Annotated in this window: 17 protein-coding genes; 10 read left to right on the forward strand and 7 right to left on the reverse strand. The window is 65.9% G+C overall.

Annotated features, from left to right (window positions below; translation table 11 throughout):
• Both E6C72_RS14870 and E6C72_RS14875 read left to right on the forward strand, forming a co-directional pair.
• Positions 1–690 (forward strand): response regulator, encoded by a 690-nt coding sequence (locus E6C72_RS14870; RefSeq protein ID WP_109083937.1) that lies wholly within the window; start codon positions 1–3, stop codon positions 688–690.
• Between the two features lie 2 nt (positions 691–692).
• A complete protein-coding gene (locus E6C72_RS14875) occupies positions 693–2,042 on the forward strand; it encodes an ATP-binding protein (protein ID WP_109083936.1) in 1,350 nt (449 codons plus the stop codon).
• A 52-nt stretch (positions 2,043–2,094) separates the two neighbouring features.
• Here the strand turns inward: E6C72_RS14875 and E6C72_RS14880 are convergent, their stop codons facing one another.
• Positions 2,095–3,333 carry an amidohydrolase family protein gene (locus E6C72_RS14880; RefSeq protein ID WP_109083935.1) on the reverse strand — a complete coding sequence of 413 codons (1,239 nt, stop codon included), beginning with the start codon at positions 3,331–3,333 and terminating at the stop codon, positions 2,095–2,097.
• A gap of 81 nt (positions 3,334–3,414) precedes the next feature.
• Between E6C72_RS14880 and E6C72_RS14885 the strand changes: the two genes are divergently transcribed.
• The gene (locus E6C72_RS14885) at positions 3,415–3,813 is read left to right on the forward strand and encodes a hypothetical protein (protein WP_109083934.1); all 399 of its coding nucleotides are present in this window, start codon (positions 3,415–3,417) and stop codon (positions 3,811–3,813) included.
• Positions 3,814–3,846: 33 nt separating this feature from the next.
• Here the strand turns inward: E6C72_RS14885 and E6C72_RS14890 are convergent, their stop codons facing one another.
• Positions 3,847–4,563, reverse strand: a complete 717-nt coding sequence (locus E6C72_RS14890; protein ID WP_109083933.1) for a GntR family transcriptional regulator — start codon at positions 4,561–4,563, stop codon at positions 3,847–3,849.
• Between the two features lie 234 nt (positions 4,564–4,797).
• On the opposite strand from E6C72_RS14890, the gene E6C72_RS14895 reads away from it, so the two are divergent.
• Genes E6C72_RS14895 through E6C72_RS14910 form a run of 4 tightly spaced genes read left to right on the forward strand, consistent with a single transcriptional unit; the run spans position 4,798 to position 9,115 of the window.
• Complete coding sequence (locus E6C72_RS14895) at positions 4,798–5,664, forward strand: ABC transporter ATP-binding protein (RefSeq protein ID WP_199228649.1); 867 nt, start codon at positions 4,798–4,800, stop codon at positions 5,662–5,664.
• 3 nt (positions 5,665–5,667) lie between these two features.
• Positions 5,668–6,441: an ABC transporter permease gene (locus E6C72_RS14900; RefSeq protein WP_109083932.1), complete on the forward strand. Its 774-nt coding sequence runs from the start codon at positions 5,668–5,670 to the stop codon at positions 6,439–6,441.
• Positions 6,442–6,466: 25 nt separating this feature from the next.
• Positions 6,467–7,489, forward strand: coding sequence for an ABC transporter substrate-binding protein (locus E6C72_RS14905; RefSeq protein ID WP_109083931.1), 1,023 nt, complete (start codon positions 6,467–6,469; stop codon positions 7,487–7,489).
• 60 nt (positions 7,490–7,549) lie between these two features.
• A complete protein-coding gene (locus E6C72_RS14910; protein WP_109083930.1) occupies positions 7,550–9,115 on the forward strand; it encodes a gamma-glutamyltransferase family protein in 1,566 nt (521 codons plus the stop codon).
• Between the two features lie 66 nt (positions 9,116–9,181).
• Here the strand turns inward: E6C72_RS14910 and E6C72_RS14915 are convergent, their stop codons facing one another.
• The 3 genes from E6C72_RS14915 to E6C72_RS14925 form a co-directional block, all read right to left on the reverse strand.
• Positions 9,182–10,177, reverse strand: a complete 996-nt coding sequence (locus tag E6C72_RS14915; RefSeq protein ID WP_109083929.1) for an enoyl-CoA hydratase — start codon at positions 10,175–10,177, stop codon at positions 9,182–9,184.
• Between the two features lie 38 nt (positions 10,178–10,215).
• On the reverse strand, positions 10,216–11,622 hold the full coding sequence (locus tag E6C72_RS14920) for an L-serine ammonia-lyase (protein ID WP_109083928.1): 1,407 nt from the start codon (positions 11,620–11,622) through the stop codon (positions 10,216–10,218).
• 127 nt (positions 11,623–11,749) lie between these two features.
• Positions 11,750–13,024 (reverse strand): serine/threonine transporter, encoded by a 1,275-nt coding sequence (locus E6C72_RS14925; protein ID WP_109083927.1) that lies wholly within the window; start codon positions 13,022–13,024, stop codon positions 11,750–11,752.
• 373 nt (positions 13,025–13,397) lie between these two features.
• Here E6C72_RS14925 and E6C72_RS14930 point away from each other — a divergent pair, with 373 nt between their 5' ends.
• The 3 genes from E6C72_RS14930 (at position 13,398) to E6C72_RS14940 (ending at position 16,175) form a co-directional block, all read left to right on the forward strand.
• The gene (locus E6C72_RS14930) at positions 13,398–15,092 is read left to right on the forward strand and encodes a sensor histidine kinase (RefSeq protein ID WP_109083926.1); all 1,695 of its coding nucleotides are present in this window, start codon (positions 13,398–13,400) and stop codon (positions 15,090–15,092) included.
• Positions 15,089–15,808 carry a two-component system response regulator BtsR gene (btsR, locus tag E6C72_RS14935; protein WP_109083925.1) on the forward strand — a complete coding sequence of 240 codons (720 nt, stop codon included), beginning with the start codon at positions 15,089–15,091 and terminating at the stop codon, positions 15,806–15,808. Before E6C72_RS14930 ends, btsR begins: the two co-directional genes overlap by 4 nt.
• Positions 15,809–15,890: 82 nt before the next feature.
• Complete coding sequence (locus E6C72_RS14940; RefSeq protein WP_136700771.1) at positions 15,891–16,175, forward strand: hypothetical protein; 285 nt, start codon at positions 15,891–15,893, stop codon at positions 16,173–16,175.
• 40 nt (positions 16,176–16,215) lie between these two features.
• On the opposite strand, the gene E6C72_RS14945 is transcribed toward E6C72_RS14940, so the two are convergent.
• Together E6C72_RS14945 and E6C72_RS14950 are read right to left on the reverse strand one after the other, a co-directional pair.
• On the reverse strand, positions 16,216–17,115 hold the full coding sequence (locus tag E6C72_RS14945) for a LysR family transcriptional regulator (RefSeq protein WP_109083924.1): 900 nt from the start codon (positions 17,113–17,115) through the stop codon (positions 16,216–16,218).
• A 156-nt stretch (positions 17,116–17,271) separates the two neighbouring features.
• Positions 17,272–17,514 (reverse strand): hydrogenase maturation nickel metallochaperone HypA, encoded by a 243-nt coding sequence (locus E6C72_RS14950; RefSeq protein WP_083897092.1) that lies wholly within the window; start codon positions 17,512–17,514, stop codon positions 17,272–17,274.
• Positions 17,515–17,551 lie beyond the last annotated feature (37 nt).

A 17,551-nucleotide genomic window follows, 5' to 3' on the forward strand; every position in this document is an offset into this window, starting at 1 on the left:
ATGATCAAGGTCTTGCTTGTCGACGACGACGTCGAGCTGACGGCGATGCTCGTCGAATATCTGGCGCAGGAGAACTTCGAGGGCCATGCCGTCCACAATGGCGAGGACGGCGTGGCCGCGGCGCTTGGCGGCGGCTATGCCATCGTGGTGCTGGACGTGATGATGCCGCGCCTCAGCGGGATCGAGACGTTGCGCCGCATCCGCCAGTCCAGCCGCGTTCCCGTGCTGATGCTGACGGCGCGCGGCGACAACATCGACCGCATCACCGGTCTGGACCTCGGCGCCGACGACTATGTGCCGAAGCCCTGCACCCCGGGCGAGCTGGTGGCGCGCCTGCGCGCCATCCTGCGCCGCACCGAGCCGCAGCCGGCACCAGCGGCGGCCGGCGCCACCGTCGAGGCCGGGCCGCTGCTGCTGTGCCCTGGCAGCCGCACGGCGACGCTGGACGGCCGGACGCTCGACCTGACCGGCACCGAATTCAACCTGCTGGAGGTTCTGGCCCGCGGCGCCGGCCATCTGATCAGCAAGCAGGAGCTGTCGCAGCGGGCGCTCGGCCGCCCGCTCAGCCCGTTCGACCGGCGCATTGACGTCCATGTCAGCAGCATTCGGCAGAAGCTCGGCACCCGCGGCGACGGCCGGTCCTGGATCCAGACGGTGCGCGGCATGGGCTATCAGCTGGTGACCGACTGACCATGGCCAATCCCGTTTCCCGCCTGCTCCGCCCCGGCCGGGGCGGTCTGTTCTGGAAGCTGTTCCTGTCGCTGTGGCTGGCGATGCTGCTGTCCTTCGTCGTCGGCGTCTTCTACCTGCATCTGGCCGGCTATCGCGATGCGATGGACAATCTGGACTCGGTGCGGACCGGGGTTCTGCTGTCGACGGCGGAAGGCCTGCTCAAGCGGTCGGGCACGGACGCCGCCGTGGCCACCATCGCCGATTGGAACGCCGATCCGGCGGCCCCCCCGGTGGCCCTGCTCACCGATGACGGCCGCCGTCTGGTCGGCTCCCCCGCCGCGCTGACCGGTTATAGCCGCAGCGTGCAGGCCGATGACGGCCGCCGTTTCACGCTCGTCACCGCACTGGACTCGGTTTGGACGCTCAAACCCCAGCCGTCCATCCTGATTCCGCTGGTGTCGGGCGGCCTGGTGGCCTTGCTGTTCAGCAGCGTGCTCGCCTGGTATCTGTCGCGTCCGCTGCGCACGCTGAGCTGGGCCTTGCATGCCGTGTCGCGCGGCGACTTCACCACCCGCGTCCGCCACCGCATGGGCGGGCGGCGCGACGAGATCGCCGCACTCGGCAGCGATTTCGACCGCATGGCCGACCGGCTCCAGCAGCTGGTGGAGGGGCGCCAGCGCCTGCTGCACGACATCTCGCACGAGCTGCGCTCGCCGCTGACCCGCATGCAGGCGGCCATCGGCCTGCTGCGTCAGAATCCGGGCAAGACCGCCGCCATGGTCGAGCGCATCGACCGCGAGGCGGACCGGCTAGACGCCATGGTCGGGGAGCTTCTGACCCTGGCGCGGCTGGAGGTCGGCTCCGAGGTGATTTCCCGCGAGCGCGTCGATCTGATCGAGCTGCTGGCCGCCATCGTCGACGATGCCGCCTTCGAGGCGGAAGCCTGCGGCCGCGGCGTCCGGCTGACGGCCGACGGTCCGTTCGTCTGCACCGTCGCGGCCGAGGTGCTGTGCCGGGCCTTCGAGAACATCATCCGCAATGCGGTGAAGTTCACCGCCGAGGGCACTGTTGTCGAGGTCACGGCCGCCACCGGCCAGGGAGGCCTGCGGGTCAGCGTCGTCGACCATGGCCCCGGCGTGCCGGAGGACATGCTCGACAAGATATTCGAGCCTTTCCTGCGCCTGGATGCCACGGCCCCGGCGACGGCGGGTTTCGGTCTCGGCCTCGCCATCGCCCGCCGCGCCGTCGAATCTCACGGCGGAATGGTCATGGCCACCAGCGCCCCGCAGGGGGGGCTGGCCATCGAGATCGGGTTGCCGCAAGACCTTCTGGCCGACGCCCCGACCCGCGCACCGCTGATGCAGGACTGACCGTCCCCTCCCCGCATCCAGTTCCGGCAACCAGTCGGGCGCCGGCTCAAGGCTACGGTCTGACCAGCATGGCGGCAGGCCTGACGAAACTCCTGCGGCCATGCTTGAACCCCATGAGAGGGGGCGCTATGCCGCCGAAGGCATCGGCCTCGTCATCGGCATCGAGCACGATCAGGTCCGCCCGCCCGCCGACCATGATCCCGTAATCCGCGATCCGCATCAGCCGGGCGGCCCCGGTCGAGATCATCTCCAGGCAATCGCCGAAGCTCTCGGGCCCCAGATGCATGAGGTTGGCGTAGAGATTGCCGATCCGGAGCAAAGAGCCGTCGCCGAAGGGCGTGAAGGGATTCAGGACATTGTTGGTGGCGACCGAGACGGTGACGCCGCCTTCCGCCAGCAGGTGGACCGGCGCCACCCCGCGCGGCGCGCGATGGCCGGCATCGCGCCCATTCAGATAGAGATCCGTCGCGGGCAGGGCCGTCACCCCCACCCCGGCATCGGCCAGAAGGGCGATCATCCGCGCCAGTGCGGCATCGTCGATAGCCGCGAGCTTGGTGGCGTGGCCGACGGCGACCCGCCCCTGCCAGCCCGCCGCCATCGTCCGTCGGCAGATTTCCTCCAGATGGGACCAGCTGGGGTCGAGATCGAAATCCAGATGGAAATCGAGATCGACGTCATGCGCCACCGCCAGGGCGAAGATCCGCTCCATCTGCAAGGACGGATCGGCATCGGTGTAGGGACAGCCGCCCAGCAGATCGGCCCCCTCCGCCAGGGCCTGGGTCAGCAACCCTTCGACCGCCGGGTCGTGGGTCATCCCCTCCTGTGGGAAGACGCAGATGGACAGATCGACGGCGAAGGCATACTCCCGCTTGAGCCGCTTCATCGCCTCGAAACTGCGCAGCCCAACCAGGGGATCGAGTTCCACATGGGCCCGCAGGAACATGGTGCCTTGCGTGATCGCGCGTTCCAGGGTGCGGGCACCGCGGGCGTAGACATCCTCGGTCGTGAAGGCCCTCTTCAGGCCGGAAACCGCAGCGATCGCTCCCCTCAACCCGCCGCCGGCATCGCGGCAGCGGCAGAGCAGGCAGGACTTGTCGAGATGGATGTGCGTGTCGACAAGCCCCGGCAGGACGAGGCGCCCGCCGACATCCTCATCAAGGGCAGCGGTGCCGGCCAGGGCGGGGCCGATGGCGGCGATCCGTCCGTGACGGACGGCAATGTCCTGCAAGCCCTCCCCTTCCCTCAGGCGGGCGTTGCGCAGGAGGAGATCGAAGCTCTGGTTCTGCGTCATCTCAAAATCCGGCGTGTCGTTTGCATGCGAAAATCGCATGCACTTTTGATACCAATGTGAAGACACTTACGGAGGCCCAAAATGAACGAGACGACCGAACGCGATCTGCAAGCCGTGAAGGAGTATCTGGCGGCGTCGATGGCCCCCGATCCCGTACGCGCGGCCAAATACGTGGCGCCGGGTTTCATCTGCCGCTTTACCGGGCATCGCGTCTTCGACACCCCCAGCGGGCCGACTGGCTTCAACGCCGCCCGCTACAAATGGGTGAAGAAGCGGATCGAGCGCTATGACGTGGTGCCGGGGGAAACGGAAACCATCGTCTACAGCCTCGGCTACCTGTACGGCGCCTGGCCGGACGGCACGCCCTTCGACAACAACCGTTATGTCGACCGCTTCCTGGTGCGGGACGGGCTGATCGTCGAAACCGATGTCTGGAACGACAGCGCCGAATGGATCCTCGATCCCTCCTGCGCCCGCTGACCCGGAACCCGCCAACCGCTGACCCTGGCGCCCTTATTCGGTATAGGGCGCCAGGATGTCCATGAGGTCGCGGCTCCTGGCGCCGGAGCTTTGCAGCAGCGCGCGGGAGGCCACGGCCTCCAGATGCTCGTCCATCAGGGCGCAGGCCTTGTCGGCAGGGCCGGTCCGGATCGCCTCGATCAGTTCCAGATGCTCGTTGACTGCGCATTCCGACGAATGGGGCCGGCTGAAAACGGCCAGCGACAGTCCCGCGCGGTAACAGATCTCCGTCACATAACGGATAAGAACCGGCTTTCCGGTCATTTCCGCCAGCCGGACATGGAACTCCGTCGCAAGGCGGATCGAAATCCCCTCGGCACCGTGCCGGGCCTGATGTTCGGCCTCGACGATGGCCTTCAGCTGCTTCACCTGGGCCTCGGTCAGCTTGCCGGCCAGATGCCGGACGACCTGACGCTCCAGATCGACGCGGATGTCGAAGATGTCGCGGGCATCCTCGAAGGAGGGCACCGCGACCACGGCGATGCGGTTGCGGCGCAGATCGACGAGCCCCTCCGCCGCCAACTGCCCGAGCGCGCTGCGGGCGATAGTCCGGCTGACGCCGAAACGTTCGCCCAGCGAATCCTCGGGCAGCCGGTCTCCCGGCGACAGCGCCCGCTCGATGATCGCACGCCGCAGGGCCGTGCAGATCGCCGCGACACGGTCGCCTCCGGTTTTCCTTGAACGCTTTTGCTCGCGCTTTTCCTCGGTCATCACTGCCCCCGCCTGCTCCGCCTTCCATAAGCGAGGCCGGATGGGAATGCAACTCGCCAGATGCCGCATTTGAATGCAGGGGCGACACCACACTGCATAAAATAAATGCATGCAAAAACTGTATGCACTTTTATCGGCGCAATGCCTGACCTCTCTCCCATGAAGCTTAAGCTGTCAGGAAAACTGGCGCACTCGTTGCATACAGTTTCACCGATCCGTCACGAGGTGCGCCGCATGTCCCCATCCCACGCCAGCCAGCAAGGCCACTCTTCCATCGCCCCTTCCATTGCCCCTTCCATTGCCGTCGAGCTTTCGCAGGCCGCCGTTTCGTTCGGCAAGCCGGGCAGGACGGTCGCAGCCTTGCAGGAGACGAACCTGCGGATCGCCGAAGGTGACTTCGTCGCCCTGGTCGGCCCGTCGGGCTGCGGGAAGTCGACGATCCTGCGGCTGACGGCCGGCCTGCTGAACCCGACCCGGGGGGCCGTGATCGTCGGCGGGCGCGAGGTGGGGGCCAAGGCCCTGCGCATCGGCATGGCCTTCCAGAACCCGACCATGCTGCCCTGGCTCACCATCGAGCGGAACGTCATGCTGCCGCTGAAGATCGTACGCCCCTTCCGCGCCGACTACCGTGCCAAGCGCAGGACGGAATACCGCGACCGCGTCCATGCCCTGCTGGCCGATGTCGGGCTCGACAAGTTCGCCAACCATTACCCCTGGCAGCTGTCGGGCGGCATGCTGCAACGCGCGAACCTCTGTCGCGCCCTCGTCCATGAACCGAGCCTGCTGCTGCTCGACGAGCCGTTCGGCGCGCTCGACCAGTTCACCCGCGAGGAGCTGTGGGGGACGATGCAATCGCTGTGGCTGAAGCGCAGGCCGACCGTCCTGCTCATCACCCACGATTTGAAGGAAGCCGGCTTCCTCGCCTCGCGCATCTGCGTGATGAGCGCGCGTCCCGGCCGCATCATCGACGACAGCGCCGTCGATTTCCCCCGGCCGCGCACGGTCGAGATGACCTTCGACGCCGATTTCGTCGCCCTCAACCAGCGCCTGCGCGATCTCATCATCGATGCGCGCAGCGACACCGCCATCCGGGGGGCCTGAGCCATGAGCTACGAGCTGCGCCGCCGTCTGTGGGCGGCGATCCTCATCCTCGGCTTCTTCGCGGCCTGGGAGATCCTCTGCCTCGTCCTCCAGGTCTCCGATCTGGTCCTGCCCCGCCCGACCCAGGTCCTCGCCACGCTGGCCGCGCGCTTCGGCATCCTCTGGCCCCATGTGCTGCAAACCCTGTGGACCACCATGATCGGCTTCATCCTCGGCGTCACCGTCGGGGTGGTCATCGGGGCGGCCATCGGCGTCTCGCGCACCGCCTACGACACGGTCTATCCCCTGCTGATCGGCTTCTCCTCGATCCCCAAGGTCGCCGTGGTGCCGATCTTCGTGCTGTGGTTCGGATCGGGCGCTACGCCGGCCATCCTCACCGCGCTCGCGATGTGCTTCTTCCCCATCGTCGTCAACATCGCGACCGGCCTCGCCACCACCGAGCCGGAGCTGGAGGACGTCCTGAAGTCGCTCGGGGCCAGCAGGCTCGACATCCTGTGGAACGTCGGCCTGCCCCGCACGATGCCCTTCTTCTTCGCCTCGCTGAAGATCGCCGTCACCTTCGCCTTCGTCGGCAGCGTGCTGTCCGAAACCGTCGCCTCCAACAAGGGCATCGGCAACGTGATGATGACGGCCTCCTCGAACTTCGACGTGCCGCTCGTCTTCGCCGGCCTCTTCCTGCTCGCGACCCTCGGCATCCTGCTCTACGTCGCCTTCTCGCTCGTCGAGGCGCGCGTCACCGGCTGGGCGACCCGCCGGCAGGGCTTTGCTTCCGCCTGACCATTCCCCCGAAACGGAGCCTGCCATGTTGAAAAAGCTTCTCGCGACGCTTGCGCTCGGCCTTTGCCTGAGCGGGCCGGCGTTGGCCGACACCCCCATCAAATTCACGCTCGGCTGGAAGACCCAGGGCTCCGACGCGCCCTTCCTGCTGGCCTTGCAGAAGGGTTACTTCAAGGCCGAAGGGCTGAACGTCACCATCGACCAGGGCGAAGGGTCGGCGGCCACCGTGACCCGCATCATGTCGGGCGCCTATGACGCCGGCTTCGGCGACATCAACGCCATCATCCAGAATGCGGCCACCCGACCCGGCGACGTGCCGGTCATGGTCTATCAGCTGTGGAACAAGCCGCCCTTCGCCATCGTCTCGAAAAAGGCGACCAACATCGCGACACCTGCCGACCTCCTCGGCAAGAAGCTGGGCGGCGCGCAGGGCACGCCGACGACCCGCCTCGTGACCGTGCTCGGCGCACTCAACAAGGTCGACATGACCAAGGTCGCGATCGAGAACATGGGACCGAACCTGCAGGAGCCGATGCTGATCAAGGGCGACATCGACGGCGCCCTGGTCTTCAACATCACCAGCTGGTTCAACCTGATCAACAACCGCCAGGATCCGGCCAAGGACTACAACTGGCTGCTGTTCGGCGACTTCGGCCTCGACCTCTATTCCAACGGGATGATGGTTTCCCAGAAGCTGATCCGGGACAACCCGGCCGCCGTCGCCGGCCTCGTCCGCGCGGTCAACAAGGCGGCGGTCGAGATCGGCGGAGATCCTGCGGCCGGGCTGAAGGCGGTCCTTGCCTACGACAATCTGGCCAAGGAAGACCTCGAACGCGCCCGCATGATCTTCTCCTACGAGCATCTCATCCTTTCGCCCGAGGTCGACAGGCTCGGCCTGGGGGATGTCGACGACGCCCGCCTCGCCCGCTCGATCGGCATCGTGGTCGAAGGCTATCAGCTGACCGCCACGCCCACGCCGGACCAGGTCTTCACCCGCCGGTTCCTGCCGCCACTGGCCGAGCGCAGGCTCGCCTACAAGACCAACTGATTGCACGGAAACAGGCCCGGCCGGACCGACGGCCGGGCTCCAGTCGATGGGGGAAGAGATATGAACGTCGCCCGGCCCGGAATGGTCACCAGCCCGCATCCCCTGGCCTCCGAGGCCGGAGCCGCCGTTCTGGCGCGGGGCGGCACCGCCATCGAAGCGGCGGTCGCCGTCGCCGCCTGCCTGTCCGTCGTCATGCCGCATTTCTGCGGAATCGGCGGCGATGCGGTCTGGCTGGTGGCGGACCGGCAGGGACGGCAGCGCTGCTTCCTCGGCATCGGTCAGGCGGCGGAAACCCTGCCCGTTTACAACGCCGCCATTCCCCTGCGCGGCCCCGCCTCGACAGTCACCTCGGCCTGTGCGGTCGACAGCTGGGGCCATGCCCTTTCCTACAGCGCCGCTCACTGGGGCGGCACCCAGCCTTTCGCAGACCTCCTCGCCCCCGCCATCGCCCTGGCGCGGGACGGCTATGTCCCCAGCCACTCACAGCATTTCTGGTTCGACTTCCGCCGCGACGAGATCCCGCAATGGGGCAGCTTCGTGGATCATTTCAGCGCTGTCGCCGGCGCTCCGTTCACCCAGCCCGGCCTCGCCCGCAGCCTCTCCCTGCTGGCGGAGGACGGTCACCGGTCCTTCTATGACGGACGGCTCGGCAAGCTGCTGGCCGAGGGATTGGCCGCCGCCGGCTCCCCCCTCGGTGCCACGGATCTGGCGGCGACCCGGACGCGGGAAGAGACACCGGCCAGCCTGGACTATCGCGGGCTGACCCTGCTGGCCCCACCGGCGCCGACGCAAGGCCTGTCCACGCTGGCGATCATGGGCATTCTCGCCCATTTCGATCTGGCGGCCCTGTCCCCCACCAGCCCGCTGCGCTATCATCTGCTGGTCGAAGCGGTGAAGCAGGCCTTCCTCGACCGGCCACTCATCGCCGATCCCGATTGGTCGGAGCCGGCGCCCTGGAACTTTCTCGACCCGCAGCGTCTCGCCGCCAAGGCTGCCGCCATCGAACCGGGGCGCGCGCTGGACTGGCCCCACCCCTACCGCCATGGCGACACGGTCTTCTTCGCCGCCACCGACGAGCAGGGACGCTGCGCCAGCGTTCTCCAAAGCACCTATTTCGACTGGGGCAGCGGGATGCCGGTCGGTGACACCGGCATCCTCTGGCAGAACCGCGGCGCGGCATTCTCGACCGTTCCCGGCGACCGCAACGAGATCGCACCCGGCAAGCGGCCCTTCTACACCCTGAACCCCGGCATCGCCCTCAAGGCTGGAAATCCCCATCTTCTCTATGGGACACAGGGTGCCGACGGTCAGCCACAGACCCTATCCGTGCTGCTCACCGGCCTGATCGACCACGGCATGACGCCGGAAGAGGCGCTCGGCCAGCCCCGCTTCCTTCTGGGAAAGACATTTTCCGACAGCCGGGACAGCCTCAAGATCGAGGCGTCCCTGGGCAAGGCCGCGATCGAGGTGCTGGCCGCCCTGGGGCATGAGGTGGCGCCGCTCCCGGCCCTGTCGCCGATCTTCGGCCAAGCAGGCGCCATCAGCCTCGCCGATGCGGCCAGCCCATCCGGCGCCCATGATCCGCGCGGCGAAGGCAAAGCGGTTCGGCCCCGGACGAACCGCTGAGTGCGCGGAACAGGCGTCACCCCTTGCACCGCCTTGGCAGGGGCAACCACGATCATTCCGCGGCGATCATTCCGCGCCCAAGAGCCGGCCACAGCGCGAAGCGGCGAGCTGGGAGACGATCGCGCAGCAGGCGAGGCGGGCGTCCATATCATCCGCATTTCCGGTGAGGAGGATCGGGACCTCGGCGCCCTGCAGGATGGTCGCCTCAAGACCGAGAACGCGCAGACTGTCGGGAGAGCGGGGCTGAGTCTTCATGAGCGCATTCGCCGCGTCCCCGTCATCCACGCCTCCCACCATGATCGCTTCGACCTTGCCGGTGTGGGCCAGGGCGGAGGCCACCTCCGCCGCGGCTTCATGGTCGACGCCGATCAGGTGAAACGGCCTGATGTCGAGGTGGCAGAGGGCTGCCACCGAACAGATTCGCGCTGCGGGGCCGATCAGAACCGGTTCGATCAAGCCGGCTTCGGCTGCGGTCACCGTGGATGTCAGTGTGTCCGCGTCGCACGGATCGACAACCGCGATCCGCAACGGCGGCAGGCCCGCGCATTTGGCACGAAGGGCCTGGTAGCTGCGGCGACGGCTCGCTTCGCTTGGCACCTGTCCTCCTCTCTCGACGGAGATCGTGACCTCCACGCTGCCGCTGGCAACGACGGTGCCATCACCGTCGGTGCAAGCGCAGGCCAAGGAGATGCCCCGAGAGGTTCTATCGACAACGGTGACGGTTGCCGTGATGACCTCCTCCAGCCGGACAGTCCGTTCAATGTCGAGATGCAGGGTCCGGCACAGTCGGCCGCCACCAGGCAGGATGGTTGCGAGCACGCTGCAAACCAGGGCATGGAGCCATGGATCGGAGACGGACTGCACCCCGGCGGAGCGGTTGCCGGCCGTGGTGCCACGATCGAGCTGGATGACGTCGTCAGCCAGGATACCGCACAGCGCGGCCTCCATCGCGGTGAACCGGCACGACTGGCTGGCTGTCTGCCCGATGACCGTCTCGCCAAGGGTGACGCTGACGGCCCCGGCATGGCCGTCAACGAGGGTTGCGGTTTCTCTTGAGTTCATCTCGCGATCCTCCGATCGGCAGCTCGGTGCGTGCGGCGTCAGGCCGCCCAGTTGGTGCTGTCGCTGTCCTGCGCCCGGCGCGAGGGCAACGCGACCACCTTGACCGCAAGGCCGCCGCAGGAGGTCTCGCGGTATTTCGGATCCATGTCCTTGCCGGTCTCGAACATCGTCTCGATGACCTTGTCGAGCGAAACGAGCGGTTCGCTTGTCCGGTGCAGGGCCATGCGCGTCGCATTGATCGCCTTCATGGCGCCCATGGCGTTGCGTTCGATGCAGGGAATCTGCACCTGCCCGCCGACCGGGTCGCAGGTCAGGCCGAGATTGTGCTCCATGGCGATCTCGGCAGCCACGCACACCTGTTCCGGACTGCCGCCCATCAGGTCGGCCAAGCCGCCGGCCGCCATCGAGCAGGCGACGCCGACCTCGCCCTGGCAGCCGACCTCGGCGCCGGAGATCGAGGCGTTCCGCTTGTACAGCGCGCCGATGGCGGCGGACGCCAGGAAGAAGCGGACACAGGCATCGTCGTCCAACGGCTTGATGAAATTGTGATAGTAGGCGAGCACCGCCGGGACGATCCCGCAGGCGCCATTGGTCGGCGCGGTGACGACACGGCCGCCCGCGGCATTCTCCTCGTTCACCGCGAAGGCGAACATGTTCACCCAGTCGACCACATTCATCGGATCGCGCGACAGCGCCTCTGACGACGCCAGCTGGCGGCGCAGCAGGGCGGCCCGGCGGGGAACCCGCATCGGCCCCGGCAGCACGCCCTCGGTCGTCATTCCACGGTCCATGCAGGCCCGCATCGTCTGCCAGATGGTGGAGAAGTAATCGCGGATTTCCTGGTGGCTGTGCAGGCTGAGTTCGTTCTGCAGGATCAGGCCGGAGAAGGACAGGCCGGCCTTGCGGCAGTGGGCCAGCAGATCGGCGGCCGAGGCGTAGGGATAGGGAAGCTCCACCTCCGCTTCGCTCTGCTTGCCGAAATTCTCCTCGTCGACGACGAAGCCGCCGCCGATGGAATAATAGGTCTTGCAAAGCAGGAGCCGGTCGCCGTCGAAGGCCTGGATCGTCATGCCGTTCTCGTGCCGGGGCAGGTTGGACCGGTGAAAGGTGATGGCGGTCGGCGGAAAATCGACCGGCCTGCCCTCCTGGCCCAGCGGCAGGCGATGCGAATTGCGCACCTGCTGGAGAAAGGCGGGGATGGTGTCGATGGCAACGCTGTCCGGCAGGTTCCCGGCAAGGCCCAGCATGAGGGCGACGTCGGTGTGATGGCCTTTGCCAGTCAACGCCAGCGAGCCGTAGATGTCGACAGCGACGCGGGTGGTGGCGTCGATGCCGCCCAGGGAACGCAGATCGTCCACGAACTGCCTGGCTGCCCTCATCGGTCCGACGGTGTGCGAGCTTGAGGGGCCGATACCGACCTTGTAGAGGTCGAACATGCTGATCATGGCTTGCTTCCTTCCTGTGGACGGCCCTGAAAACCTTGAGGGGGTGCTTGAGCGGTTCCGCTTCGCTGCCTCCGGCGGCGCCCGTCGCCTGGACGGAGCGCTGCTGGAGGCGGAAGCGGTGTGGGCGTCAGAGGCTGAGCAGGGAGTAGAGGATGGCGGAGATCGCGACGCTGCCGATGAACATCACCACCACGTTGCCCGGCTGGCCGGCATATTTGCGCATCGCCGGCACCTTGCGGATCGCGTACATCGGCATGATGAAGAGCAGGGCGGCAATGATGGGACCGCAGAGGGATTCGATCATGCCGAGGATGCTGGGGTTCAGGGTGGCGGCGATCCAGACGGCAGCGACCATGAACAGGGCGCTGAAGCGGTTGATCGCCTTGTCGTCGACCGGTTTGCCCTGGCCGCGCAGATGCTGGGAGATCAGCCCGTTCAGACCTTCACGGGCGCCGAGATAATGGCCGAAGAAGGATTTGGTGATCGCCACGAAGGCCACGGCCGGGGTCAGCAGCGCCATCAGCGGGTTGTCGAACTTGTTGCCAAGATAGGACAGGATGGAGATGTTCTGGGCCTTCGCGTCGGCCAGTTCCTGCGGGCTCAGGCTGAAGACGCAGCTGAAGACGAAGAACAGGACGACCAGCACCATCATGACGACCGCGTATTTCTCGATGCGGGTGGTCTGGGATTCAGCCTCTTCGCCATAGTGGTTCTGCTGAGCGACGACGAACCGCGAGATCGCCGGGGAGTGGTTGAAGGAGAAGACCAGGGCCGGGATGCTGAGCCACAGCGTCAGGCTGAACTGTCCGGCGGTCGGGACCTGATCGAGGATCGCGCCGTTCCAGTCGGGGGCCAGATACAGGCCGATGCCCATCAGCACCACGACGAAGGGATAGACGAGCCAGCTCATGACCCGGACGACCATCTGTTCACCCAGCTTGATGACGGCCATCAGCCCGAGGATCAGGCCGAGCGACAGCAGGATGCGCGGCGGCGGAACCATGCCCAGCTGATGCACCATGAAGCTCTGGACCGTGTTGGTCAGGCCGACGCCGTAGATCAGCAGGATCGGCAGGATCGTGAAGAAGTACAGCAGGGTGATGAGCTTGCCCGCGGTGCTGCCGAAATGCTCGGTCACCACCTCGGTGATGTCACTGCCCGGCTTCGACGAGGACAGGATGAAGCGGCACAGCCCCCGATGGGCCAGATAGGTCATGGGGAAGGCGATGACCGCCATGACCGCCAGAGGCCAAAAGCCACCAAGGCCTGCGTTGATGGGAAGGAAAAGCGTTCCCGCACCAATGGCGGTTCCGAACAGCCCAAGCATCCACATGGTATCATGCTTGGTCCACGGCAGTGGAGGATTGCCGAGTCTTGTGGATTCCGTTGAGATGCTGACCATTTTGTGCCTCCAGCATGCCTTCCATCGTGGATTTTCAAGCCATCACGGTAAGGCCGCGCTTTGTTGACCTGGAGAAAGCCTATCAACACCCCGCTGGCAATTCCCGGCTGAACTCAGGAGCGGTGGAATAGCGAAATGAGCGGCGGAATGGAAAAATGAGCGGAGGCCGCCGGAGGGGAACGGCGGGATCCGGCGGCGAGCGGCGGAGCCGTCGGCGCGTTTCGCCGCATCTCCGGCCCGGTCCCTGCCGCCGCTTCTCCCTGGCCTTTCGCCCGGGAATGGGTCAAACCAAGCGCCTCAACCGAGCAGAATCCGTTTGTACGCCTGCCCGCACCGGACGGCCCGGACGCGCAGGTGCAGGGAGCCTTGACCGATGCAGATTGATCCCGTGGGCCTCTCGCTGGTCCTTCTCCAGCAGATGTGCGTCTATCTGGTGGTGGCCTATCTCCTCAGCCGGACGAAGATCTTCATTCCGCTGACGCACGCCACGATCCGGCCGCCGCACAAGCTGGCCTGCTACGTCATTTTCTCCCTGTTCTGCATCATGGGGACCATCCTGGGCATGCCGGTGATCCAAGCCATCGCCAACACGCCGGCGATCGGTGCGGTGCTCGGCGGTCTTCTCGGCGGTCCGCTGGTCGGGCTGGCGGTCGGCATCACCGGTGGACTGCACCGCTATTCGCTGGGCGGGGCTTTCGCGCTCGCCGCCGGCATCGACATCGTCGTACAGGGGATGCTGGGCGGTCTGATGCACCGCCATCTCATCCGCAAGGGCAAGGCCCGCACCCTGTTCGATCCGGTCAAGGCCGGCACCCTGACCTTCGTCGGGGTGCTGCTGGAGTTGCTGATCGACCTTGCGGTGGCCAAACCCTTCGACCAGACACTGGAAATCGTGAAGCTGATCGCGATACCGGAACTGATCGCCAATTCACTGGGGGCCGCGCTGTTCATGGGCATCCTGATCGACCGCCGGGCCCTTATCGAACGGCAGTCCAGCCTGTTCTCGGCCAAGGCGCTGGCCATCGCGGCACGCGCCGACGGCGTGCTGCGCCGCGGCTTCAACCAGGAAAACAGCATGACCGTCGCGCGGATCATCTATGAGGAGACCGGGGTGGGAGCGGTGGCGATAACGGATCGCGAGAAGATCCTGGCCTTCATCGGCATCGGCGACGACCACCATCTTCCCGGCACGCCGATCTCGTCGCTGAACACGCTGGAAGCCATCGCGCACAACGAGGTCACCTATGCCGACGGCAACGAGGTGGCCTATCAATGCTCGATCAGCCCGACCTGCCCGCTGGGGGCGTCGCTGGTCATCCCGCTGGTCGGCGAGGACAGCCACGTCATCGGCACGATCAAGCTGTACGAGCCCAAGACCAAGCTGTTCTCCACCATCAACCGGACGCTGGGCGAGGGAATCGCGAAGCTGCTGTCGAGCCAGATCCTGGCCGGCCGCTACGAACAGCAGAAGGCGCTGCTGGCCCAGGCGGAAATCAAGCTTCTGCACGCCCAGGTCAATCCGCATTTCTTGTTCAACGCGCTGAACACCATCGCCGCCGTCACCTGCGACGAGCCGGAGAAGGCCCGTGACCTGATCGGCGACCTGTCCACCTTCTTCCGCATGAACCTCAAGCGCCCCAATGAGATCGCATCGCTCGCCGAGGAGGTCGAGCATGTGAACGCCTATCTCCAGATCGAACGGGCGCGCTTTTCCGACAGCCTGACGGTCGACATCGACATCCCCGACAGCCTCGGCCGCGTCCGGCTGCCGGCCTTCTCGCTTCAGCCCGTCGTCGAGAACGCGATCAAGCATGGCACGTCGCAACAGCTCCGTCCGGGCCATGTCACGATCAGCGCCCGTGAGGACGGCGATGCGCTCGTCATCGATGTGCAGGACAATGCCGGTCTTTACGAGCCGAAGCCGGCCGGACAAGGGCTCGGCATGAGTTTGGTGGACCGCCGCATCAGGAACTGTTTCGGTCCGTCCTATGGTGTTACCGTCGCGTCAGACCGGGATGTCTTCACCCGCATCACGATCCGGGTTCCGCTGGAGGCAGCGTCCAAATGATCACCGTCCTCATCGTCGATGACGAGCCGTTGGCCCGCAAGGAGCTTCGCCGCGTCCTCTCGAAGGCTGACGACATCGTCATCGTTGCGGAATGCAGCAATGCCATCGACGCCGTTGGTGTGATCAACCGGGAAAAGCCCGAGGTCGTGTTCCTCGACATCCAGATGCCGCGGGTGAGCGGCATCGAGATGTTGAGCATGCTCGATCATGAAAAGATGCCGCACGTCGTCTTCCTGACGGCTTACGACGAATATGCCGTGCAGGCGTTCGAGCAGCATGCCTTCGATTACCTGTTGAAACCTGTCAACCAGGCACGCCTCGACAAGACGCTGGAGCGGCTCCGCCGCGACCGGGGACCGCAGAACATCGCCCAGCTTCCGGGGGCCCGCCAGCTCCGCCAGCTCCCCTGTTTCGGACAGCACCATGTCCAGCTGGTGAGGATGGAGGAGGTCGAGTATGTGGCTTCCGGCGTCAGCGGCGTCTGTGTGTTCACCATCGACGGCAGCGAGCTGCCGACCGAGTTGCCCCTGCACATCCTGCAGGAGCGAACCTCTCTCCTGCGCTGCCACAGGCAATATCTTGTGAATACTGATTTCATCGAGAAGATCAATTTTCTTGAGAATGGCTTGGCCGAGATCAAAACGAGACGCGGGCAGAACATTCCCGTCAGCCGGCGCTTCTTCCCGCAAATCAAGGAACGGCTCGGTATCCTTTGATCTGAACGTCGGAGTCGCGAGCTGGAGCGGATTGCCGCGCGGCGGCGGCAGGCTTCGAGAGGGGGTTTCCTCGGCAATCCGCTTGGTGGCTGGTGCGCGACCACGCGGTGACCTGCAGCCGGACAAGCGCGGTGGCAATGTCCGCTCGCATCGGATCGACGAATACCGGGACCTCATTCTGGGCTGGATCGAAGAGAAGCACGACCTGACCTTGGCAGAACTGGCCGAGCGTCTGGACAAGGCGATGGGGTATCGGCCGCAGCCCAGCGTGCCGGAAATCCGGCGCCAGCTCGTTCGAACCACCTTCGGTAGCCGTATCCGTTGCCCGTGCTGCCGCGCCCTCTTCTCCCGATACCCACGTCTATAGGGGTGGCAGAGTAGCGCTGGAGTTCACTGCCATGCTGCCCTCAGGCGACCGTCGCCAGTTCGGGCGCCAGACGGCGGGCGTCGGCGATCAAGGCCGCGGTCAGCGGCGGCTGTGGATCGCGCCGGGCGACCACCAGGCCGATCAGGGTCGACAGCTCCGGCGCCACGATGGGAATGGCCCGGATCGTGGGGGGAAGCAGCAGCGACTCCGCCATGATCCGCGGCATGATCGTCGACCACATGCCGGTGCAGAGATGATTGGTCAGCACCACGATGGAGTTGGATTCAAGCATCGGCTCAGCATGCACTCCGGCTTCGGCAAAGGCGCGGTCGATGATCCGCCGGTTCTGCATGGTGGTGTTGAGCAGACAGAGCGGCAGGGTGGCCGCCTCCTCCCAGGTGACGCTGTCGCGCGTGCCGAGCGGACCGTCGGCCGCCGTGATCAGATGGTAGCGCTCATGATAGAGCGGCACCTCGTCCACATTGCCCAGCGGTTCGTTGTCGAGATAGGTGATGCCGGCTTCGGCCTCCAGATTCTCCAGCCTGGACAGGATCTCGGTGGAACTGTGGGAGGCGATGGTGATCTTGATGCCAGGATGCATCGACCAGACGGTGGCGGTCAGCCGCTGGACCATCGGCAGCGCCGTCGGCACCACGACCAGCCGCAGCGTGCCGGTCAGCCCCTGCTTCATCGTCTCGACCTCGGCGCGCATCGCCTTGTAGTCGCCGACGATGCGCCGCGCCCAATCCAGTACCCGCTCCCCTTCGGCGGTGAATCCGATGAAACGGGCACCACGGTCGACCAACGGCACTCCGAGGGTCGATTCCAGCTGCTTGATCGCCGCGGACAGATTCGGCTGCGACACGCCGCAGACCTGCGCCGCACGGCCGAAATGCTTCTCGGTCGCCAGAGCGATCAGAAACTCAAGCTTCTCCTGCATGTCGGGCCTCCTCCCACCACGTCTTTCGAAGCGTGGATCGGGAACTTATCGATCACGACCCGAGCAACATCATTGATACGAGTCACATGTCGGCGTCGCCGCGCGGGCTGCCGCAGCGGCAATGCGACGCATCGTAGGCGCACAAATCTTTTTCAGTCAGGACACCTCCATCTCCACGAGCCGGAACGCCTCGCCCGGCGGCTGGTCGATCCGCAGATCGGCCCCCTCCAGGAAGGTATCGCGGCTGAGCAAGTCGAAGGCGTGACGCAGGGCATCCGGCTGTACCCGGCTCTGCTGCCCGACCGACAGGCTGACCCGGACCACCCTGGCGAAAGGGCTGGTCTCCCGCGCCTTCATCGCCTGTTCCAGCAGGGATTGGCAGAGAGCGATCTCATGCATGGGCTGAAGCCTTATGAAAACCGTCAGGGTTCCCTCC

It is taken from the genome of Azospirillum sp. TSH100 (assembly GCF_004923295.1).
Lineage (GTDB): Bacteria > Pseudomonadota > Alphaproteobacteria > Azospirillales > Azospirillaceae > Azospirillum.